The 21,780-nt window shown below is 62.4% G+C and carries 14 protein-coding genes and 2 tRNA genes; 9 read left to right on the plus strand and 7 right to left on the minus strand.

What is annotated here, in order from left to right; translation table 11 throughout:
* Positions 1–194 precede the first annotated feature (194 nt).
* The 3 genes from OW493_RS14195 (at position 195) to OW493_RS14205 (ending at position 7,743) form a co-directional block, all read left to right on the plus strand.
* A complete protein-coding gene (locus tag OW493_RS14195) occupies positions 195–5,033 on the plus strand; it encodes an NAD-glutamate dehydrogenase (RefSeq protein ID WP_289864577.1) in 4,839 nt (1,612 codons plus the stop codon).
* A gap of 260 nt (positions 5,034–5,293) precedes the next feature.
* Positions 5,294–6,457, plus strand: coding sequence for a hypothetical protein (locus OW493_RS14200; RefSeq protein ID WP_289864580.1), 1,164 nt, complete (start codon positions 5,294–5,296; stop codon positions 6,455–6,457).
* Between the two features lie 242 nt (positions 6,458–6,699).
* A complete protein-coding gene (locus OW493_RS14205) occupies positions 6,700–7,743 on the plus strand; it encodes a quinone-dependent dihydroorotate dehydrogenase (protein WP_289864582.1) in 1,044 nt (347 codons plus the stop codon).
* 801 nt (positions 7,744–8,544) lie between these two features.
* On the opposite strand, the gene rmf is transcribed toward OW493_RS14205, so the two are convergent.
* Entirely contained in the window at positions 8,545–8,754 is a 210-nt protein-coding gene (gene rmf, locus OW493_RS14210) for a ribosome modulation factor (RefSeq protein WP_043334308.1), read from the minus strand.
* A gap of 529 nt (positions 8,755–9,283) precedes the next feature.
* Here rmf and rlmKL point away from each other — a divergent pair.
* Entirely contained in the window at positions 9,284–11,500 is a 2,217-nt protein-coding gene (rlmKL, locus tag OW493_RS14215; protein ID WP_141392553.1) for a bifunctional 23S rRNA (guanine(2069)-N(7))-methyltransferase RlmK/23S rRNA (guanine(2445)-N(2))-methyltransferase RlmL, read from the plus strand.
* A gap of 3 nt (positions 11,501–11,503) precedes the next feature.
* The gene (locus OW493_RS14220; protein ID WP_289864584.1) at positions 11,504–11,842 is read left to right on the plus strand and encodes a glutaredoxin family protein; all 339 of its coding nucleotides are present in this window, start codon (positions 11,504–11,506) and stop codon (positions 11,840–11,842) included.
* An 85-nt stretch (positions 11,843–11,927) separates the two neighbouring features.
* On the opposite strand, the gene OW493_RS14225 is transcribed toward OW493_RS14220, so the two are convergent.
* A complete protein-coding gene (locus tag OW493_RS14225) occupies positions 11,928–12,206 on the minus strand; it encodes a WGR domain-containing protein (protein ID WP_077378449.1) in 279 nt (92 codons plus the stop codon).
* Between the two features lie 225 nt (positions 12,207–12,431).
* Between OW493_RS14225 and pdxB the strand changes: the two genes are divergently transcribed.
* Both pdxB and nhaC read left to right on the plus strand, forming a co-directional pair.
* A complete protein-coding gene (pdxB, locus tag OW493_RS14230; protein WP_176503210.1) occupies positions 12,432–13,610 on the plus strand; it encodes a 4-phosphoerythronate dehydrogenase PdxB in 1,179 nt (392 codons plus the stop codon).
* A 372-nt stretch (positions 13,611–13,982) separates the two neighbouring features.
* A complete protein-coding gene (gene nhaC, locus OW493_RS14235) occupies positions 13,983–15,539 on the plus strand; it encodes a Na+/H+ antiporter NhaC (RefSeq protein WP_077378455.1) in 1,557 nt (518 codons plus the stop codon).
* 91 nt (positions 15,540–15,630) lie between these two features.
* On the opposite strand, the gene argE is transcribed toward nhaC, so the two are convergent.
* The 5 genes from argE to msrB form a co-directional block, all read right to left on the minus strand.
* Entirely contained in the window at positions 15,631–16,785 is a 1,155-nt protein-coding gene (gene argE, locus OW493_RS14240; protein WP_218015060.1) for an acetylornithine deacetylase, read from the minus strand.
* A 279-nt stretch (positions 16,786–17,064) separates the two neighbouring features.
* Positions 17,065–17,964: a protease HtpX gene (htpX, locus tag OW493_RS14245; protein ID WP_077378460.1), complete on the minus strand. Its 900-nt coding sequence runs from the start codon at positions 17,962–17,964 to the stop codon at positions 17,065–17,067.
* 225 nt (positions 17,965–18,189) lie between these two features.
* Positions 18,190–19,428 (minus strand): pyridoxal phosphate-dependent aminotransferase, encoded by a 1,239-nt coding sequence (locus OW493_RS14250; RefSeq protein WP_271303161.1) that lies wholly within the window; start codon positions 19,426–19,428, stop codon positions 18,190–18,192.
* A gap of 238 nt (positions 19,429–19,666) precedes the next feature.
* Entirely contained in the window at positions 19,667–20,653 is a 987-nt protein-coding gene (gene ylqF, locus OW493_RS14255; protein WP_176493533.1) for a ribosome biogenesis GTPase YlqF, read from the minus strand.
* A 205-nt stretch (positions 20,654–20,858) separates the two neighbouring features.
* On the minus strand, positions 20,859–21,281 hold the full coding sequence (msrB, locus tag OW493_RS14260) for a peptide-methionine (R)-S-oxide reductase MsrB (RefSeq protein WP_077378468.1): 423 nt from the start codon (positions 21,279–21,281) through the stop codon (positions 20,859–20,861).
* Positions 21,282–21,545: 264 nt separating this feature from the next.
* On the opposite strand from msrB, the gene OW493_RS14265 reads away from it, so the two are divergent.
* Together OW493_RS14265 and OW493_RS14270 are read left to right on the plus strand one after the other, a co-directional pair.
* Positions 21,546–21,621: transfer RNA gene (locus tag OW493_RS14265), tRNA-Glu, on the plus strand.
* A 25-nt stretch (positions 21,622–21,646) separates the two neighbouring features.
* Positions 21,647–21,721: transfer RNA gene (locus tag OW493_RS14270), tRNA-Gly, on the plus strand.
* The last annotated feature ends 59 nt before the right edge of the window (positions 21,722–21,780 follow it).

Raw genomic sequence — 21,780 nt, forward strand, 5'->3', positions numbered from 1 at the left:
GCGCAAGTCAATACCCGATGCACAGATGTCATGCAGCATGACCAATATGGAACAGGCATGGGGCCGAGGCACAGACTGCGCTAGTCTGTGATGCACTGCATGAGCCTGCGCCTTGGCATCCTGTCACGGGTGCGAGCGTGGGCTCTCTATGACTATTCTTCCTGATACTTCCATCAGGTCAGTCGAGGTGATTGATGCTACACGTGGCGACGGACGGCAAGCAGGAATTCCTTGCGCAGCTCCAAGAGCAGCTGGACAAGCGACTTCCCAAGGACAAGGTGCAGGAAATCGCGGCCTTTGCGCGCGATTATCATGCGACGGCTTCCTTCGAGGACATGGCCGAGCGCAAGCTGGATGACCTCTACGGCTCCACTCTGGCCGTATGGCACTTCCTGCAGAGTCACGCTGCCCCCAAGGTGCGCGCCTACAACCCTGACTTCGAGAAGCATGGTTGGCAGTCCACCCATACCATCATCGAAGTGCTGCACCCGGACATGCCCTTCCTGGTGGACTCGGTGCGCATCGAGCTCAATCGTCGCGGCATCACCGTGCATGCCATCCACAATGCCGTGCTGGCCGTGGCGCGTGATGCCTCCGGTCAGCTGGAGCGCGTGACCGCGCCGCGCGCCGAGAACGCTCCCGAGACTCGCGAGTCACTGATCTACATCGAGATCGATCGCCACAACGATGGCGAGATGCTCGAAGATCTGGAAAACAGCCTGAGTGAAGTGCTGGCTGAAGTGCGGGTCGCCGTGGCGGATTTCGAGGCCATGCGCTCCCAGGGGGCTCAGGCGCTCAGAGAGCTGCGTGACAACCGTCCTGCCACCGTGTCCGAGGCGGATCACCAGGAAGCCTGCGAGTTCATGGAGTGGATGGGCAACGATCACTTCACCTTCCTCGGCTATGACGAATACACCGTCGAAGAGCAGGACGACGGCACTCGCGTGCTGAGCAAGGTCGAGGGTTCCGAGCTTGGCGTCCTGAAGCTGGACCTCGAGCGCTATCACGAGCAGTCCCGCCATCAGCAGAGCGTCAACAGCGATCAGTACGTGTTGATCCCGGAGCTGCTGTCCTTCGCCAAGAGCGCCTTCCACGCCCGCGTGCACCGTCCGGCCTATCCGGACTACATCACTGTCGAGCGCTTCGATGCCGAAGGCCGCGTGATCGGCGAGCGTCGTTTCCTGGGGCTCTACACCTCCACGGTCTACAACCAGAGTCCGCGCAACGTGCCGATTCTGCGTCGCAAGGTGCAGGACGTCATGGAGGCCGCCGGGGTCAACCCGAAGGGCCACAACGGCAAGCACCTGCTGCAGATTCTGGAAGTCTATCCGCGTGATGACCTCTTCCAGATCTCCACGGATGAGCTGACCCGCACCGCCACCAGCATCCTCAATATCCGTGAGCGTCGTCGCGTGCGACTGATCGTGCGTGAAGACCGCTTCGGCAAGTTCTTCTCCGTGCTGGTGTTCGTGCCGCGCGATGTCTACTCCACCGACCTACGCGTGCGCATCCAGAATCTGCTCTGCGAAGAGCTGGATGCCACCTTCGGTGATTTCACGCCGTATCTGTCCGAGTCCGTGCTGACACGCATCCAGTTCATCCTGCGCTTCAAGGGTGACGAGCCTGGCCAGTACGACATGCGCGCGCTGGAGAACAAGATCGCCCAGCTGGCACGCAGCTGGCGTGACGAGCTGCATGCCGCGATGGTGGAAGGCTTCGGTGAAGAGCAGGCCAATGAACTGATGAGCCGTTATCGCGATGCCTTCCCGGGCAGCTACCGTGATGACTTCTCGCCGCGCACCGCCGTCTACGACGTGGGCCATCTGCGTGCGCTGGATGAAGGCGATGTCGTGGCCTTGAGCACCTATCGTCTGGTCGAGGATGACAACTCGGGTGTCAACCTGAAGCTGTTCCACAAGCATCAGCCGATTCCGCTGTCCGACGTGCTGCCGGTTCTCGAGAACCTGGGGCTGCGCGTCATCGGTGAGCGTCCTTACGAGATCGAGCGCAGCGATGCCACCTGCTGGATCCACGATTTCGATTTGGAGCACCACGGCAAGGGCGCAGTCGAGCTGTCCGAAGTGCGCGAGAGCTTCATCGAAGCCTTCAAGAAGATCTGGTCCGGCGAAGCCGAATCCGATGCCTTCAACCGCCTGATCATCGGCTCCGGCCTTGATTGGCGTGAAGTGGCGATGCTGCGTGCCTACGCGCGTTACCTGAAGCAGATCCGCTTCGGCCTCTCCCAGGCCTACATCGCCAATGCCCTGGGCAGCCATCCGGATATCACCCGCGAGCTGGTGCAGCTGTTCAACCTGCGCTTCGACCCGCAGGGTCAGGGCGATGAGGATGACGTCAGCGCCTGCCGCGAGCGCATCAACGGTCTGCTCGATCAGGTCTCCAGCCTCAACGACGACCGTCTGCTGCGTCGCTACGTGGATCTGATGATGGCCACCCTGCGCACCAACTTCTTCCAGCCGGCGGAAGATGGTCAGGCCAAGGACTACATCAGCTTCAAGCTCGATACCCGTCAGATTCCGGACGTGCCCAAGCCGCGTCCGATGTTCGAGATCTTCGTCTACTCGCCGCGCGTCGAGGGTGTACACCTGCGCGGTGGCAAGGTCGCGCGCGGTGGTCTGCGCTGGTCCGACCGTCACGAGGACTTCCGCACCGAAGTGCTGGGGCTGGTCAAGGCGCAGCAGGTCAAGAACGCGGTCATCGTGCCGGTGGGGGCCAAGGGCGGCTTCGTCTGCAAGCGCATGCCGGAAAGCAACGACCGTGACGTGATCCAGAAGGAAGGTATCGCCTGCTACCAGATCTTCATCCGCGCACTGCTCGACATCACCGACAACCTGTCCGGTGGTGACGTGGTACCGCCGAACGCCGTCGTGCGCTATGACGAAGACGACCCCTACATGGTGGTCGCGGCGGACAAGGGCACCGCGACCTTCTCCGACATCGCCAATGCCATCTCCAACGAGTACGGCTTCTGGCTGGGCGATGCCTTCGCCTCTGGTGGCGCCAACGGCTATGACCACAAGGGCATGGGCATCACCGCCAAGGGCGCCTGGGTCAGTGTGCAGCGTCACTTCCGCGAGATGGGCATCAACATCCAGGAAGACGAGTTCAGCGTGGTCGGTATCGGTGACATGGCCGGTGACGTCTTCGGCAACGGCATGCTGCTGTCCGAGAAGATCCGTCTGGTCGGTGCCTTCAACCACCGCAACATCTTCGTCGACCCGACCCCGGACACCGCGAAGAGCTTCGCCGAGCGCGAGCGTCTGTTCCGTCTGCCGCGTTCCAGCTGGGATGACTACGACAAGAGCCTGATCAGCGAAGGTGGCGGCCTGTTCTCGCGTGATGCCAAGACCATCACCATCACGCCGCAGATGAAGGAAGTCTTCGACATCCGCGAAGACCGCCTGGCGCCCAACGAGCTGATCAACGCGATGCTCAAGGCGCAGGTCGATCTGATCTGGAACGGCGGTATCGGCACCTATGTCAAGGCCTCCACCGAGACTCACGCCGATGTCGGTGACAAGGCCAACGACGGTCTGCGCATCAACGGCAACGAGCTGCGCTGCAAGGTGGTCGGAGAGGGCGGCAACCTGGGGCTGACCCAGCGTGGCCGCATGGAAGCCGCAGCCAAGCGTGGCGTGCGCGTCAACACCGACTTCATCGACAACGCCGGTGGCGTGAACTGCTCGGATCACGAGGTCAACATCAAGATCCTGCTGGACGACATCGTCGCCCGCGGTGACCTGACCGACAAGCAGCGCAACCAGCAGCTGGCCGAGATGACCGACGAGGTCGGCGAGCTGGTGATCAAGGACAACTATCGCCAGACCCAGGCACTGTCGCTCTCCGAGCTGCAGTCCAAGGAAGGCATGGGCGTCTTCCGTCGCTTCATCAATGAACTCGAAGCGGCCGGTACCCTGGATCGCGAGCTCGAGTTCCTGCCCTCCGATGAGGCACTGATCGAGCGTTCCAATGCCGGTGAAGCCCTGACCCTGCCGGAACTGTCCGTGCTGGTGTCCTACGCCAAGAGCGATCTCAAGACCAGCCTGATCGCCTCTGACGTGCCGGATGACAGCTACGTGCAGCAGCATCTGGAGCGCGCCTTCCCGCGCGTGCTGATGGAGCGCTTCCCGGAGGAGATGTATCAGCACCGTCTGAAGCGTGAGATCGCCGCCACCCAGATCGCCAATGACCTGGTGGATCACATGGGCATCGCCTTCGTGCGTCGCCTGGAAGACACCACCGGTGCCGGCAAGGCCGAGATTGCGCGTGCCTACATCGTGGCGCGTGACAGCTTCAACCTGGAAGCGCTGTGGACCCAGATCGAGGCGCTGGATCACCAGGTGCCGGCCGACATGCAGTACCGCATGATGAGCGATCTGATGCGCCTGATGCGTCGCGCCACCCGCTGGTTCCTGCGTCAGCGCAGCAGCATGGGCGTCAAGGAGAGCATCTCGCACTTCGCGCCGCGTCTGGCTCAGCTGTCCGAGAGCATCGGCGAGCGCCTCAAGGGCGAAGCCCGCGAGCACTGGGAGGCTCGTCGCGACCACTACGTCGAGGCAGGCGTTCCGGAAGCGCTGGCCAGCACCATCGCGGCGACCTCAAGCCTGTATGCCGGTCTCGGCATCATCGAGGCCGCCAAGGTGACCGGCGAGAAGATCAACCGTGTGGCGGAAGCCTTCTACGGCATCGGCCATCGTCTCGAGCTGCCGTGGGTCGGCGACAAGATCAACGGCCTCGAGGTGCAGGACAGCTGGCAGGCCCAGGCGCGCGAGAGCTTCCGTGATGACCTGGATCGTCAGCAGCTGGCCCTGACTGTCAGCGTGCTCAAGCAGGACAATGCCCCGCGCGAGATCGATGAGCGTGTCGACAACTGGATGGCAAGCCATGAAGGACTGGTCAGCCGCTGGTGCTCACTGCTGGGCGAGATGAAGAGTGGTGCCCAGTTGAGCTTCCCGCTGTTCGCCGTCGCACTGCGTGAACTGGTCGATCTGGCCGAGTCCCGTCGCGAGGCGTGAGCCGGGCAGGAACTCTGCTGACCCGCGATACGCACATCTGTAAGCGTCATCGCTGAACGAAACCCCCGCCAATGGCGGGGGTTTTTTTGTGCAATCAAGAAAATCGCGATTGCCAAGGCTGGGGTAAGGTAACTGTCGTCGAGGGTCTGGTATGCTGAGGGCAGCGAGTGCAACCCCTGTTTCCTGAGCCGCATGGTTGCCGCGATGGCAGCGGTCGGCTTACGTTTTCAAGAACTTCAGTACAACAAGGCAGAGACACCATGTCACAACGTGCGTTACCCCTTGCCTGCGCCATTGCGCTCGGCCTCTCCAGTCTCGCATCCCAGGCCGTGCTGGCAGATGGCAGCCCTGCACAGCAGCGTGCCGAAGCCGCTGCGGGCAAGCTGGACATCTCCAAGTTTCTCAAGCCGCGCAGCGATGCCCACAGCCAGAACTTCCAGTTCGGTGGTACCAGTGTCCATCAGTTCACCATCAAGGAAGCCGGGCGCTATGAGATCGACGGCAACGCCAACTTCGATGTGAGTGATCCCTACACCCTGAATGCCAGCCTGGAAGACGAGCAGGGTGCGATCATCGCCACGGGCACGGGGGACAGGGCATCGGATGGCCTGAACATGAATGTCGAGCTGGAGCCCGGGGTCTACAAGCTGCGCGTACGCGCCGACAAGCTGGGCGCCGGCAAGTCGGGTGGCAATACCTATGAAGTGAACGTGGCGGGCCTCAGCGAGAGCGGTGAGAAGCTCTCCGCCGAGGAAAGCGGCATCGAGACCGGTGACGGTCTGGTGTTCCTGGACACCGATGGTGATGGCCGTCGCACTGCCTTCGTCGATGCAGACGATGAAGTGGCGACCATCAAGCCGGCCACCGTGGCCGCAGCTGAGCAGGCGGCGCGCGAGCAGAAGGCCGCCGAGACCGGCAACGCTGCCGCGGAAGGTAGCGCTACTGCCGGTGAAGCCGTCGCCAGCACGGCGACTGGCACGGCCGAAGCTGCCTCTTCTGCGTCTGCCACTACGGCGTCTGCCACCACGGCGTCTGCCACCACGGCGGCGGCGACCGGCAGCGCTGCCGTCACCGAAAGTGAAGCGGAGCCGGACCGTCGTTTCGATGAGATCGTCACCGATGTGCGCATTCGCGAGAAGGGCGAGGTCATGACCTTCGATGTCTCAGATCGCGGCACCGTGACCATCGACAGCGAGACATTCCCGGGCAGCGAAGGTACCTACAAGCTGCAGATGCGCCTGCTGGATGAGAACGGCAATACCGTGGCCAGCGACAAGGGCGAAGGTTTCGAGGGCGACTTCCACCTCGAGACCGTGCTGGAACCGGGGCGCTACACCGTGTGGGTCAGCGGTCAGAAGTTCGGTACTGCCATGGAAGGGGTCAACAACTACACCGTGCGAGTGCGTCAGCTGGACGTCAAATAAGCCCAGCGCTCAGACCCTGACAGTGACAAGGAAGGCGGCCCTCGGGGCCGCCTTCTTTCGTGTGTCGCTTCCTTGTCGCCTTCCTCTGTGCCTCATCTTCGTCACTTCTCTTCGTTCTCCCTCGTCATTCTCGCCTGAGGCAATCGCGTCCGGCGGAGTGTCTGTCGCGACGGGCTTCGGGTATACTTCGCGCCCAGTTCCGCTGTCGTCATGCCCCCTGTCGCTGCTGCCTGGAGATCACCATGTACTCGTTTGCTCGCTCGCTTCTGTTCAAGCTCGATCCGGAAACGGCTCATGGTGTGACGCTCAACGCCCTGGACATGTCCCATCGGCTTGGCATGGCGCGTGGATTGGGCGGTGAGGCACCACGTGACCCGGTGACGCTGATGGGGCTCGAATTCCCCAACCGTGTCGGGCTGGCTGCCGGTCTCGACAAGAATGCCGATCACCTCGATGCGCTCGCCGCCCTGGGATTCGGTTTCGTCGAGGTCGGCACGGTGACGCCGAAAGGGCAGGCTGGCAATCCGAAGCCGCGCCTGTTCCGCCTGCCGGAGCACCAGGCGATCATCAACCGCATGGGCTTCAACAATGCCGGGGTTGAGCATCTGGTCGCGAAGGTCAAGGCCAGTCAGGCGCGTGGTGCCTCCGGTGTCGTGTTGGGGATCAACATCGGCAAGAACCTGACCACGGCGGTGGATGATGCGCTGAGCGACTATCTGGTCTGCCTCGAGGCCGTGCATGCTCACGCCGACTACATCACCGCCAACATCTCGTCGCCCAACACGCCGGGATTGCGCAATCTGCAGTTCGGGGACCACCTCAATCAGTTGCTGGCAGGGCTGCGCGAGCGCTGTGATCAACTCGATGCCGAGCGTGGCAAGAAGGTCCCGCTGGTGATCAAGATCGCCCCTGACATGGACAGTGAAGAGATTCTGTTCGTGGCGCGTGCGCTGGCTGACAATGGCATCGATGGTGTCATCGCGACCAATACCACCATCGAGCGCTCCGCGGTCGCGGGAAGTTCGCACGCAGAAGAGGCCGGTGGCCTGTCCGGTGCGCCGGTGCGGGAATCCTCCACCCGCGTGATTCGCGGGCTGCGCGAAGCACTGCCGAACATGCCGATCATCGGTGTCGGTGGTATCACGGATGGTGAGAGTGCGCGCGAGAAGGTCGCGGCGGGCGCGGACCTGGTTCAGCTGTACTCCGGACTGATCTATCGCGGCCCGGCGCTGATCGGAGAGTGCGCGCGTGCATTGGAGAAGGCGGATACGCTCATCAAGCTGTGATCAGCCAGACAGCCAGACAGCCAGACAGCCAGACAACGAAAGAGCCGCCTCCTGACATCAGAAGGCGGCCTCGGTACCGGCGTGAATGATGATGTGGCAGTGTCAGCGATATGTCTCGTGAACTGACATTGCCGTGTTGGCTGCCATGTCCAGCCAGCGTGCACGATGCGAAGCGCTTTTGCCGTCAGGGACGGCGGTCGGGTATTGGCCCATCGAGCTCATCGGGTCCGTGGATGGTGATAGCAGGCCTGCAAGAAGCCTGCTGATGCAGTCAAGGTGAACGTTTGCCCGTGTCGTGCTCCGCGCTGAACCGTCGTTCATGCAGGCCGTCGCCTGCCGCGCATTCTCTGGAGCCATGTCGCGAGGGAATCGACACGAGCGCCAACATCTCGGCCTTTCAAGCGGTGAAGCGTGTCGGCCCCATTGCCTACTGCTTCACGCGCCTGACAGTGCCGTGCGTCTTCAAGATAGAAATAAGGCGTTACCTCCCTGGTGGCTTGTCATGTCGCTAAGCGACGTCCTTGGGATTTTCCGGGTGACATCAGCATCGACTGAGTCACCGTGAACACCTCGAGTCCTCTCTGTACGTGCCTTCCGGCGCCATTGATCAGGCGATCCGGTAGACTGATGCCGGAGAATCCGCTTGCGCAGCGCATCAGGCTGCGTGGGCGGGGTGAAAGGCGCCAGGCGCCATCTTCAGGTGTCACTCCTTGACGTCATGCATCCTGAAAGTCATCGGGACGGGAATCAACATCCCGGTGGGAGTATCCTGGTTTGTCCATTGCCGGAGCCCGCTGGGGCTCAGGACAGCACCATGGGGTTCTTGTGGATGCCGGACACGCCGGTCATGCCAGACCATTGGTCGCCACGTCCTTCGCGCCAGCCACTCATCCAGAATTCACGTAGATTGACATCGATACTGGGACAATCATCACGGGAACGACCGGTAACGCCGGCCTTGTAGCCGTGAACATAGGCACGCTGAAAGCGATCACGTTTCTGTCTCTTCATGGATGACCTCTATGTGAGAACCCATCGGCATTGGAGTCACTGTCGTGGTGTCTCTCGAGGAGACATCGTCCGGTGGCAGCGACTCGATACAGCATGGCTTGCCGAGTGAGAGAGTAGGCCGATGACCTGAAGGTCACTGCCGGCCTCGTGCTTCATCACCTCAGTGGCCACTGACCAGCCGTGTCGGGAAAGGCCGTGGATGTGAGATGATGGAGGGTCTTGCCAGTACATGCTCGAGCGTGATGGTGGATAGGTCACTGCAGGCCCGGATCTCTGCTCTGAAGGTTGTGTCATCAGAATCCTGTTTCATCGGTGGCAATGGTCACCGAGATGCAGTCGGGCATGCTGCCTGAATGAGGGTTTCGCTCCGTGAACCTCCTTTTCGCTTGGCGTGTCACCTTTCCGAATTGCAGCTACACCTATAGTTTTTAGAACACTGCCTCTGGCTTGTCGACAGCCGTATAGGAATATCGCTAGTGCCAGAAGCCAACTCACAGGAATAAGTCCGGCCTTTGCCGGTGAGAGATTCATGACTGACACGACTTCTGCGACTTCGCCGCGCGCCCCCAGCAACCCGCTCTCCACCTGGTTTGCGACCTGTCCGCGTGGCCTCGAGACCTTGCTGGCTGACGAGCTGACGTCGCTGGGTGCCGAGGTGACCGGCACTACCGTGGCCGGCGTCCACTTCAATGGAAGTCAGGAGACGGCTTACCGCACCATCCTATGGTCACGCCTGGCCAATCGCATCATTCGCCTGCTGACCCGCGTGGGTGGCGTCGACACCGGCGAGCAGCTGCGCAAGGCGAGCGCCGGCGTCGACTGGGCAATGGAATTGCCGGATCGTGCCTCCATCGCCGTCGATTTTCACGGAACATGGAAGGATATTCGACACACCTTCTTCGGCGCTCAGACCGTCAAGGATGGCATCGTCGAGGCGATGTTCGAGGAAGGTCGCCACAAGCCGACCGTCGATGGCAAGAATGCCGATCTGCGCATCTATGCGCATCTGCACAATGGCTTCATCACGCTGGGCATCGACCTGGTGGGTCGCAGCCTGCATCAGCGTGGCTACCGCCCCGACCTCGCCCATGCGCCACTCAAGGAGAATCTGGCCGCGGCACTGCTGATGCGTGCCGATTGGCCGGCCCGTGCGGCGCGAGGTGAGAGCCTGGTCGACCCGATGTGCGGTTCCGGCACGCTGCTGATCGAGGCGGCCTTGATGGCGGCGGATATCGCGCCGCAGTCGCTGAATGAAGACTTCGCCTGCCGCCACTGGGGGCGTCATGACGAGCGTATCTGGAAAGGTCTGCGCGAGGAGATGGAGCAGCGTGCCATCGCCGGGCGCCGCAAGGTCACCGCGCGTTTGTTCGGTCGCGATCACAGCCCGCAGGCGATTTCTGCCGCGCGCTCCAACGCCATGCGTGCCGGCATTCCGGCGCTGATCGAGCTGGAAGGCGCCTCCGTCGCCGAGCTGACCTGTCCTGAGGGCGCCACCACCGGCCTGGTGATGACCAACCCGCCCTACGGCGAGCGTCTGGGTGAGCTGCCGGCATTGGTGCCGCTCTATGCAAGCCTCGGTGAGCGCATGAAGCGTCACTTCGGCGGCTGGACGCTGGGCATGTTCACCGGCAATCCGGACCTCGGCCATCGTCTCGGCCTGCGTGCGCATCGCCAGTACGCCTTCCGCAACGGCCAGCTCGACTGCAAGCTGTTGATGATCGACGTGGCAGCGCGTGAGCGAGCGGTCGACGAAGACAGCGTGGCCGAAGATGCCCGCAGTCAGCCCGCGCTGAGCGAGGGCGGCCAGATGTTCGCCAATCGCCTGAAGAAGAACCAGAAGTCGCTGGCGCGCTGGCTCAAGCAGAGCGGTACCACCTGCTATCGCCTCTACGATGCCGACATGCCGGAGTACGCGCTGGCCATCGATATCTACGGGCGTCATGTGCACGTGCAGGAATACACGCCGCCCAAGTCCGTGGATGCCAGTCAGGCGCAGCGCCGCCTGATGGATGCACTGGCGGCGATTCCGCAGGTACTGGGCTGCTCGCCCAACGATATCCATATCAAGCAGCGCACGCGTCAGGCGGGCAAGGCGCAGTACACCCGTCAGGATAGCTCCGGTCAGCGTATCGAGGTGCAGGAAGGCGACGCCAGACTGTGGGTGAACCTCAAGGACTACCTGGATACCGGCCTGTTCCTGGATCACCGTCCGGTGCGCAAGCTGCTGGGCAAGGAAGCGGACGGCAAGCGGGTGCTCAACCTGTTCTGCTATACCGCGACGGCCACCGTGCACGCGGTTTTGGGCGGTGCCAGCGAGAGTGTCAGCGTCGACATGTCCAATACCTACCTGGACTGGGGCCGCGAGAACTTCAAGCTCAATGGCATCAGCGAGAAGCGTCACCAGCTGGTGCGTGCCGACTGCCTGAAGTGGCTGGAGCGTTCCCGCGAGGAGTTCGACCTGATCTTCCTGGATCCGCCGACCTTCTCCAACTCCAAGAAGATGGAAGGCACCCTGGATATCCAGCGTGATCACGCGCGCCTGATTGACCTGGCGATGGCCAGCCTGGCCCCGGGCGGCACGCTGATCTTCTCCAACAACCATCGTCGCTTCGTGATGGATGACAGCGTCAGCCAGCATCATGTGGTGGAAGACCTGTCGCGCAAGCTGCTGGACCCGGACTTCAAGCGTCGTCCGGATATCCACCACGTCTTCCGCATCCGTCGCGCCAGCGACGTGAAGGGCTGAGCGATGGCCAGCGTCCCGCTGTGGCTCTACACCACGGCGGGCTGTCATCTGTGTGCTCGGCTGGAAGCCTCGCTGCAGGCGCTGGGGGCCGATGTCACGCTCACGCGGGTCGAGATCGCCTTCGACGCGCAACTGAGCGAGCGCTACGCGACACGCATTCCCGTGCTGGCGAGCGCATCGGGTGCAGAGTACTCGCTGGCCGATGGCGAAGAGGTGTTGCCGGAGTGGTTGCGCGCGCAGGGCGTCGAGCAGGGCGTCGATCGGACGCCCCCTGCCAGGCGTGACTCAGGCGTCGAGCCGCAGGGGCATGTCATGCGCCATGGGCGTCGCTTTCTGCGCTGATTCGCATCATGTCCGGGCCTGAACGAAAGACCGCCGCTACCTCAAGGTAGCGGCGGTCTTCTTGTCTGCGGGTCCCGGCGGCGGCCTAGCCTTCCAGCAGTGACATCTGGCGCATGGCATCTTCGGCCTCGGGGCTGTCAGCCGTGGCCTCCAGCACCTTGGTGAAGCCACGTGAGGCCTGGATGTGAGCGAGGTCACTGACCCAGGTCATGGCCTGCTCGTAGCTTTCGGCCAGATCGTGCTTCAGTCCGCCGAACTGGGTGCCGATCTGGCCCCAGGAGCGACTGACGATCCAGTCGCCGAACATGTCCTGATGTACATGGACCAGGACGTAATCATGATGGCTTTCCCAGCGGATGATCACGCGTGACTCCCGAGGTGAAACAGAGGTGGCATGTGGATGGCTCGCAAGGCGCTGCAGGCTTGTGGCGCATGCTGCGTACGCCTAAGATGGCACGGCGGCGAACGCTGAATCATACCATTGTAATCTTCGCATGCCTTGCAGCAAGTCATGAAGCTTTGCAAGACGCCATGCACGCGGCAACGACCGCAACGCTACCCACCGGCACAGCAAGGAACAAGGCAACAGATGCACATCATCGTGGATGATAACGTCCTTCTGGCAGAAGAGTTCTTCTCTGAATTCGGGGAAGTGATCTGTCTGCCGACCAGCGAGATCACTAATGCCGTCCTCAAGGAAGCCGACATGCTGATCTGCCGCTCCACGCTCAGGGTGGATGAGGCATTGCTGAAGGGCACTCGGGTGCGCTTCGTCGGCTCGCCGATCATCGGCACGGATCATGTCGATCTCGAATGGCTCGAGTCGGCAGGGATTCACTTCACCAATGCGCCGGGCTGCAATGCCGATTCGGTGGTGGATTACGTGCTGTCCTCGCTGTGGCATCTGGCGGAGCAGGAAGGCTTCGATCTGCAGCTCAATCGTCGTTTCGGCGTGGTCGGTGCAGGTCAGGTCGGCTCGAGGCTGATCAAGCGTCTCGAGTCGCTGGGCGCCGAGGTGCTGGTCTGTGATCCTCCGCGCGCGCTGGCGCAGGAGTCGGGAGAGGAGGCGGCAGAAGCGCTGAATTTCGTCGATATCGATCATCTCGTGACCGAGTGTGATGTCATCTGCGTGCATACCCCGATGGTGACAGGCGGTGAGTACCCGACCCATCACCTGATCAATGCCGAGCGCATCCGTGCCATGAAGCCCGGCAGCGTATTGCTGAGCGCAGGACGCGGTGGTTGCGTGGATACTGCCGCGCTCAAGCAGCGTCTGCTGGAACAGGCTGATCTGCTGACCGTGCTGGATGTGTGGGAGAACGAGCCGGACATCGATGCGGAGCTGGCCTCGCTGGTGGATATCGCCACGCCGCACATCGCCGGACACAGTCTGGATGGCAAGATGCAGGGAACCGAGATCATCTATCAGCAGGCCTGCCGGCATTTCGGCCTGCCCGCACGACGCAAGCTGGGCCAGTTGAAGCCGGACCCGTGGCTTCGCAAGCTGGTGCTGACGGGGTGGGCGCCGCCGGAAGAGGCCCTCGGTCTCTGCGTTCGGGCCTGTTACGACGTGCGCCGCGATGCCTTGGGTCTGCGTCGCTATCAGCGCCGCTTCGGCAACGCCGAGGGCTTCCTGCGTTATCGGCGTGAATATCCGTTGCGTCGCGAGTTCTCCACGCTGCGCGTCGAACTCAAGAAGAACGCCCGTGAGCTGCGTGAAGTGCTGGAAGGCTTCGGCTTCTCGCGTGTGAAGCTGGCCAGCAAATGATGTGACATGTCATCTCTCCTGCGATATCCACCTGCAGGAGGTGTCGAGGCCGAGTGACGGATCTCGATCATCAGGCAGTCAGAACGCCCCTGTCAGCTTCGCTGGCAGGGGCGTTCTCGTCTCAGGTACGGATGTGGGGCGGGTGACCCGGTAGATGAAACCGGTTCTCGGACGTTTCGGACTGCGACCTTGGTCGATATAATGTCGCCCAAAATTACGCTGACGACAGATGTCAGGGCGCACCCCGGGCGACTTGTCCGAGGGTAGTGTGGCCCGCTGGCTCCCCGCGTACTCCCCGTTTCTCGTGCCTTCTGCCATGCCCGTCACGACGGCGCGTGTCGGCGTCCTCATTTCCTGAAGATGGTGTCCTGAATGCAACAATCTCCTGATAGACCAGCCGAGGGCGGTGGCTTTCGCCCCCCCTCCCTGCTGGATGCCCTGATCCCCATCGTGCTGGTCATCGCCATGCTGGTGCTGGCGGTCGTGCTGTTCGGCGCCGATGCTTCCTGGGGGCCGAATCAGGTGGCATTGCTGTCTGGCGCGATGATCGCGGGAGTCATCGGCCTCAAGAACGGTTATCGCTGGAGCGATATCGAAGAGGGGATCAACAAGGGGATCCAGATCTCGTTGGGCGCGATCCTGATCCTGCTGGCGGTAGGCGCGATGATCGGTACCTGGATTCTCGGTGGCACCGTGCCGGCGATGATCTACTACGGGCTGGATGTGATCGCGCCTCAGTATTTCTATGCCTCGGCATGTCTGCTGTGCGCGCTGGTGGCGCTGTCGGTGGGGAGCTCCTGGACGGTGGCCGGCACCATCGGTATTGGCCTGATCGGCATTGCCGATGGACTGGGACTTTCCGAGGCGATCACGGCGGGTGCGGTGATTTCCGGGGCCTACTTCGGTGACAAGCTCTCGCCACTGTCGGATACCACCAATCTGGCGCCGGCGGCGGCGGGGACCACGCTGTTCGCGCACATTCGTCACATGCTGTGGACGACGGTTCCCAGCATCCTGCTCGCGCTGGCAGGCTTTCTGTGGCTGGGCCACGACTCCGTCTCCAGCCTGCAGACGCCGGAGCAGGTCGCCAACCTGCGTGCCCAGCTGGGTGAGCAGTTCAACATCGGCCTGCACCTGCTGATTCCGCTGCTGGTGCTGCTGGTGATGGCCGTGCGTCAGATGCCCGCCTTCCCGGCGATCTTCATCGGTGCGGTGCTCGGGGGGGTCTTCGCGGTCATCTTCCAGCCACAGGCCGTGGCGGGACTGGCGAATGTCCCTGACATGTCCACCGCCATGGCGCTGCTCAAGGGCGTATGGATGTCGATGTTCGATGGCTATGTCTCCCACAGCGGCGATGAGGTGATCGACTCGCTGCTCTCCAAGGGCGGCATGAGCAGCATGCTCAACACCGTGTGGTTGATCCTCTCGGCGATGACCTTCGGCGGCGTGATCGAACGACTCGGCCTGCTGGAGCGTCTGGTGCAGAGCCTGCTGGGCGCGACGCGCAATGCCGGTTCGCTGGTCATCACCACGCTGGGCACCTGCCTGGCCTCCAATGTGGTGACCGGGGATCAATACATCTCGGTCATCCTGCCGGGGCGCATGTATCGCGCTGAATTCCGCCGCCGTCGCCTGGCGCCGGTCAATCTGTCGCGGGCACTGGAAGATTCCGGCACCATCACCTCGCCACTGATTCCCTGGAACAGCTGCGGCGCCTACATGGCGGCAACGCTGGGGGTCGCGACTCTCAGTTATCTGCCGTTTGCGCTGTTCAATCTGGTCAATCTGGTGCTGGCGGTGGCCTATGCCATGGTCGGTTTCAAGCTGGAGCGTCTGGCCGAAGGCGACGAGGCGGATGGCGGAGAGCCGACTCCGCTGGCCGAATCTCTGGTGCTGGATACCCCTCATGAGACGGCAGAGTCTCGCTGATTGACGTACTGGGTGACAGAGACAGCCAAGCCCGCCGCGTGGTGAACGCGGCGGGCTTTTTCATGGGCACTCGAGGGGTGTCGTCCAGCGTTCAGTCAGTGCACTGATGACGTGTGAGGCGTATCAGGAACTCGCGATAGCGCTCCAGTTCGGCGATGTCGATGTACTCATCCGCCTTGTGGGCCTGCGTGATGGAGCCTGGCCCGCAGACGACAGTCGAGAAACCGCGATCCTGGAACCAGCCCGCTTCCGAGCAGAAGCCGACACCGCAGCGTTCACGCTGACCCGTCAGCGCAAAGGCCAGCGTCTCTGCCTTGCCGTCGGGCTCCGGCGTGAGCGCCGGTACCGAGGCGTAGTCCTCCAGTGTCTGGATGGCGCACTCCGGTGAGTGCTCCTGCATCTCGAGGGCCAGTCGGGCGGTGAAGTCATCGACTCGCGCGCGTACCGCGTCAGGGGTATCACCGGGCAGGTTGCGCAGCTCCCAATGCAGGCGAGCATCCTTGGCAATGATGTTGGTCGCATTGCCGCCCTGGATGGTGCTGACGTGCAGCGTGGAGTACGGGGGCTCGAACAGTTCGCCCCGTGAGGCCTGGGTGCGCAGGTCGTTTGCCGTGCGTTCCAGCTCCGAGATGATGCGCGCGGCGTAGAACGTGGCCGAGACACCCAGGTCCGGTCGGCTCGAATGCGCCGGCACGCCGGTCACTTCCGTGCGCCAGGCATGCACCCCCTTGTGCGCCGAGACCACGCGTCCCTCCGTCGGTTCTCCGATGATGACGGCGGCGACGTCGGGCAGCGTGTCGCGCATGTGGTCGATCAGTGGCAGACAGCCCAGACAGGTGCTTTCCTCATCGTAGGAGAAGGCAAGGTGGAGTGGCCGCTTGAGGGGAGCATCAAGAAAATCCGGCACCATCGCCAGGCACAGGCCGATGAAGCCTTTCATGTCCACCGAGCCACGACCGTAAAGACGACCCTCCTTCAGCGTGGCCTGATAAGGGTCATGGGACCAGTTCTGGCCGCTTACGGGCACGGTATCGGTATGGCCGGAGAGCACGACACCACCGGCCACCGCGGGCCCTATCGTGGCGAGCAGCGAGGCCTTGTCGCCTTCGGCATTCGAAAGCACGCTCGCCTGGATGCCATGTTCGGCCAGCAGATCGCGAACGAAGTGGATCAATGCCAGATTGGAGCGATCCGAGGTGGTATCGAAGGCGATCAGGCGAGTGATGATGTCGAGGGTGCGTTGCATGTCGAGCCTCATGAGGCATGGCGCCGTTCGGGGAGGGGCCGGATGTGAAAGCCCGAGGGGATCACATTGGCGCTGAACGGACGCAGGAGTCTGCTTTATGCAGTTGCCTGCATGCCAAGTCAATCGTGGCCGCAACCCCCTGTGGCACTTCGTGGCTGATCACGATGTGCCGCGAGGCATGCTTGGGAGTCTGCGGGGTCAGCCCTGACGCAAGAAGCCCGCCACGTGACTCACGTGGCGGGCTTCTGCATCGCTCAAGTGTGCGGTGCTGCTCGAGGCTTACTTGTAGGCAGCGGCCTTGAGTGCGGCGATACGGTCATCCAGCGGCGGGTGGCTGGCGAACAGCTGCTCCATCAGCTTGCGGCTCTTGCCGGTGGTGATGGCGAAGGCGGTCATGGTGTCAGGCATCTGGTCCGGCAGCTCATGTTCCTGCTTGAGGCGTGCCAGCGCGTTGATCATCGAACCGCTGCCCGCGAGACTCGCGCCTGCGGCATCCGCACGATATTCGCGCCAGCGCGAGAACCAGGCGACGATCATCGAGGCCACCAGGCCCAGCACCAGTTCAAGGACGAAGACCACGGCCATGTAGCCGAAGAAGCCCAGGCCGCCGCTGTTGTCATCTCGCTTCAGGAAGGCGTCGATGGCATGTGCGGCAATGCGCGCGAAGAACATCACGAAGGTGTTCACCACGCCCTGGATCAGCGTCAGCGTCACCATGTCGCCGTTGGCCACGTGACCGATCTCGTGCGCCAGTACCGCACGCACTTCCTCGGGACGCATGCGATTGAGCAGGCCGGCCGAGACGGCGACCAGCGCATCGTTGCGGTTCCAGCCGGTGGCGAAGGCATTGGATTGCTGCGCCGGGAAGATGCCGACTTCCGGCATCTTGATACCGGCGTCGCGAGACAGTTCCTCGACGGTCGTCAGCAGCCAGCGTTCGGTATCGTTCTGTGGCTGTTCGATGATCACGGTGCCCGTCGAGGACTTGGCCATCATCTTGGACAGGAACAGGGAAATCACCGAGCCGGCCATGCCGATGATGAAGCAGAAGATCAACAGGGCGGTGTAATTGATGCCGTTGGCTTCCATGTAGCCATCGAAGCCCAGCAGGCGCAGCGTGACACTGGCCAGCAGCACCACCGCCAGGTTGGTGATCAGAAAGAGGGCTATCCGCATCATGGGGTCAGGTCTCCAAAGCCAATCTATCGGTAAGGCGCAATTATCTGCCCGCCATGCTGACAGTGAGATGAATCACTGCGACATAGCGGACAGGCGGCGCGTAACAGGAAGGTATCACCACCGTGCCGGTGTGCGTAGACCTTTCGTGAGGCAGGTATCGACACCGTGGCGTCAGGCCGTCTCGAGGCTCAGTGCTGCGGGAGCCTGCCGCAGGAGAGAGGTGTCTCAGCCCTTGCGGCGGCGCGCCAGGAAACGACCGAGACGCTCGATGGCCTCTTCCAGCTGGTCGGCGTAGGGCAGGGTGACGATGCGCAGGTGATCCGGATTCGGCCAGTTGAAGGCGGTGCCCTGCACCAGCAGCATCTTCTCTTCCAGCAACAGCTCCAGCACCATCTGCTGGTCGTCCTCGAAGGGATACATCTCCGGGTCGAGACGCGGGAACATGTAGAGCGCGCCCTTGGGCTTCACGCAGCTGACGCCGGGGATCTCGTTGAGCTTCTTCCAGGCCGCATCACGCTGGGCCAGCAGACGGCCACCCGGCAGGACCAGGTCATTGATGGACTGATAGCCGCCGAGTGCGGTCTGGATGGCGTGCTGGGCCGGGACATTGGCGCACAGGCGCATGCTGGCCAGCATGTCGAGACCGGAGATGAAGTCGGCCGCCGGGCGCTTGTCACCGGAGAGAATCATCCAGCCCGAGCGGAAGCCCGCGCAGCGATAGCTCTTGGACAGGCCATTCATGGTCACGACCAGCAGATCGTCGGCCAACGCACCGGTGGAGACGTGCTCGGTATCGTCATAGAGGATCTTGTCGTAGATCTCATCCGAGAACACCACCAGACCGTATTCCCGTGCGACCTGCAGGATGTCCTTCACGACGGCTGGCGGGTAGACCGCGCCGGTCGGGTTGTTCGGGTTGATCAGCACGATGCCCTTGGTGTGGCTGGTCACCTTGGCGCGGATGTCCTCGATGGAGGGGGCCCAGTCCTGCGCCTCGTCACACAGATAGTGCACGGCACGACCGCCGGCCAGATTGGCGGCAGCGGTCCACAGGGGATAATCCGGTGCCGGTACCAGCAGCTCGTCACCATCGTCGAGCAGGGCCTGCATGGCCAGCACGATCAGCTCCGAGACACCGTTGCCGATGTAGATGTCCTCGATGCCGACACCCTGGATGTCCTTGCGCTGACACTCCTGCATGATCGCCTTGCGCGCCGAGTAAAGCCCCTTGGAGTCACAGTAGCCCTGCGCGGTCGGCAGATTGCGCATCACGTCCTGCAGGATCTCTTCCGGTGCCTCGAAGCCGAAGGGCGCCGGGTTGCCGATATTGAGCTTGAGAATGCGATGACCTTCGTCCTCGAGACGCTTGGCGTGTTCGAGAACCGGCCCGCGAATGTCGTAGCAGACGTTGTCCAGCTTGTGTGACTTGCGAATTTCGCGGGGCTTTCTTTGCTCGGTATCCATGGTGCTTTCCGTAGATCTCCGTCACGTAAGGTGTAGGGGCGAGTGTCCAGCATATCGCGCCGCCTGCCTGCCGCGCCACGGCCAAGGGCCAATAGCGTGGTTAAATTTGCGGTTTGAAATGTTCAGGCAAAAAAAAATCCCGCCAGAGGTTATCTGGCAGGATTTTCAACTGGCTTGCAGGCATGGTCCGCGAATGAGATCTGAATTCGACCGTCGTTATCTCACTGTTCTGGTAGCGTTATTCGCTCGCGGACTCAGGCGGTTCGCTCATCCGTGCGCCATCTTGCGTCTCGCCACTGGCTTCCGGCACCGGCTCGGCGGGAATGTCCGCCGGCGTTTCCAGCGTCAGACGTCCGAGCTTGCCATCGCGCAGTTCGTGCAGCAGCACCTCGGCACCGCGATGTAGATCGATGATGCCACCGGCGCGCAGGCCGCCACGCTTGCTGGCGATCTCTTCCAGAATCGCGACCCCGTTGAAGCCCGAGAGCGCCATCAGATCGACCTTGCGCGGGCCATCACTCTCGACTCGCTCGGCGTCAGGGTTGGCACTGTAGGCCGGCAGTGACTTGAGCTTGTAGCGAGCGATCAGCTCATCGGGATAGCGCCTGGCCAGCTCCGCCGCCACGACCACCGCCACATCGGTGTAGTCGATGGCGGTATCCCGAATCGCGCCGCTGCCGGCCAGACGGTAGGCGCTGGCCTGATCCTCGATCTTCGGCCACATCACCCCGGGGGTGTCGATCAGGGCGATGCCGCCATCGATGCGAATCTTCTGCTGACGCTTGGTGACGGCGGGCTCGTTGCCGGTCTTGGCGATCTTGCGACCCGCCAGACCATTGATCAGCGTCGACTTTCCGACGTTGGGGATGCCCATCACCATCACGCGCGCATCACGATCGACACGGATATGACCGGCCATCTCGCGACACAGCCGCGGGATCTGCTTGAGGTCACGCGCCTCAAGCGTGGTGATCGCCAGTGCACGGGTATCGGGCAGGGCATCGAAATACTCGACCCATTCACGCGTGCGTGCCGGGTCCGCCAGGTCTGCACGTGACAGCAGCTTGAGGACCGGCTTGTGGCGGGTCAGCTCGGACAGCACCGGATTGGTGCTGGAGTAGGGGAGGCGGGCATCGAGGACTTCGATGACCACGTCGATCTCGGGCAGCGCGTCCTTTATCTGACGACGCGCCTTGTGCATGTGTCCCGGGTACCAGCCCAGCATGTTGCTTCTCCTGCCGTCAGGGGTATGACGGTTGTCCTGTCACCTCTTGTCCTGCCTCCTCGCCCGCCTGTCAGGAGTCGCTCACCAATGGAGGTGGCGATAGATGACAGGCAGCAAGGAGAGGGGACGCGTATGGCGGCGCATTCTACCAGAGGCCGCTCGGCCATGGAGAAACGCTGGCATCGTCTTCTCGCGCTCTGGCGTCTCAGCTGCGCACCGGCTTGAAGCGCAGCGACACCGAGTTGATGCAATAGCGCTGCCCTGTCTCGGTAGGGCCGTCGGGAAAGACGTGTCCCAGATGGGATTCGCAACGACGACAGCGCACTTCGACACGTCGCATGCCATGACTGGTGTCGAAATGCTCTTCGACGGCGGCATCCGCATAGGGCCGATCAAAGCTCGGCCAGCCACAGCCGGCGTCGAACTTGGTGTCGTTGTCGAACAGCTTCGCGTCGCAGGCGATGCAGTGATAGGTGCCCGGTGTCGGGCTGACCTCGTGATCGCCACTGAAGGGGCGTTCGGTACCGGCTTCACGTGCGACGCGATACTGCTCCGGCGTCAGACGCTTGCGCCATTCCTCTTCACTGCGGATCAACTTGTCCTGGGTCGGCTTGTCTTGCTCGCTCATGGTCTCTTCTCTCTATGCGTTTCTCGAATCGACGCCCGCGCGAACCTGCAAGCAAGTTCCCGTGAGCGGCAATCCGAAACAATGGCTACCGGTCTTCACTCGACACCCGGTACATACCCCAAGAATGCGGGCGTCAGGGCGTGACCACAAGCACGTGGTGGATGCACTTGGCCAACGCCGGAAAAATCCTGTTGAAGCAGGGGGTTGACGAAGGGGAGGGGGCTTTGTAATATACGCGCCACCTCGACGAGGCAAGAACGTTACGTCCCATTCGTCTAGTGGTCCAGGACACCGCCCTTTCACGGCGGTAACAGGGGTTCGAACCCCCTATGGGACGCCACTTCTTGCAGCGTAGAGATCGGAGTGCGGGAATAGCTCAGTGGTAGAGCACAACCTTGCCAAGGTTGGGGTCGCGAGTTCGAATCTCGTTTCCCGCTCCAGTGTGTCCCATTCGTCTAGTGGTCCAGGACACCGCCCTTTCACGGCGGTAACAGGGGTT

The sequence above is a fragment of the Cobetia sp. 14N.309.X.WAT.E.A4 genome, from assembly GCF_030397495.1.
GTDB lineage: Bacteria > Pseudomonadota > Gammaproteobacteria > Pseudomonadales > Halomonadaceae > Cobetia > Cobetia marina.

Excerpts from the sequence above, each read along its gene's own strand:
- rmf (WP_043334308.1), bottom strand. The coding sequence starts at position 8,754 with ATGAAGAGACAGAAACGTGATCGCTTTCAGCGTGCCTATGTTCACGGC.
- argE (WP_218015060.1), bottom strand. The coding sequence starts at position 16,785 with ATGCAACGCACCCTCGACATCATCACTCGCCTGATCGCCTTCGATACC.
- htpX (WP_077378460.1), bottom strand. The coding sequence starts at position 17,964 with ATGATGCGGATAGCCCTCTTTCTGATCACCAACCTGGCGGTGGTGCTG.
- pdxB (WP_176503210.1), top strand. The coding sequence starts at position 12,432 with ATGCACATCATCGTGGATGATAACGTCCTTCTGGCAGAAGAGTTCTTC.
- rlmKL (WP_141392553.1), top strand. The coding sequence starts at position 9,284 with ATGACTGACACGACTTCTGCGACTTCGCCGCGCGCCCCCAGCAACCCG.
- OW493_RS14220 (WP_289864584.1), top strand. The coding sequence starts at position 11,504 with ATGGCCAGCGTCCCGCTGTGGCTCTACACCACGGCGGGCTGTCATCTG.
- OW493_RS14200 (WP_289864580.1), top strand. The coding sequence starts at position 5,294 with ATGTCACAACGTGCGTTACCCCTTGCCTGCGCCATTGCGCTCGGCCTC.
- OW493_RS14205 (WP_289864582.1), top strand. The coding sequence starts at position 6,700 with ATGTACTCGTTTGCTCGCTCGCTTCTGTTCAAGCTCGATCCGGAAACG.
- OW493_RS14250 (WP_271303161.1), bottom strand. The coding sequence starts at position 19,428 with ATGGATACCGAGCAAAGAAAGCCCCGCGAAATTCGCAAGTCACACAAG.
- OW493_RS14195 (WP_289864577.1), top strand. The coding sequence starts at position 195 with ATGCTACACGTGGCGACGGACGGCAAGCAGGAATTCCTTGCGCAGCTC.
- ylqF (WP_176493533.1), bottom strand. The coding sequence starts at position 20,653 with ATGCTGGGCTGGTACCCGGGACACATGCACAAGGCGCGTCGTCAGATA.
- msrB (WP_077378468.1), bottom strand. The coding sequence starts at position 21,281 with ATGAGCGAGCAAGACAAGCCGACCCAGGACAAGTTGATCCGCAGTGAA.
- nhaC (WP_077378455.1), top strand. The coding sequence starts at position 13,983 with ATGCAACAATCTCCTGATAGACCAGCCGAGGGCGGTGGCTTTCGCCCC.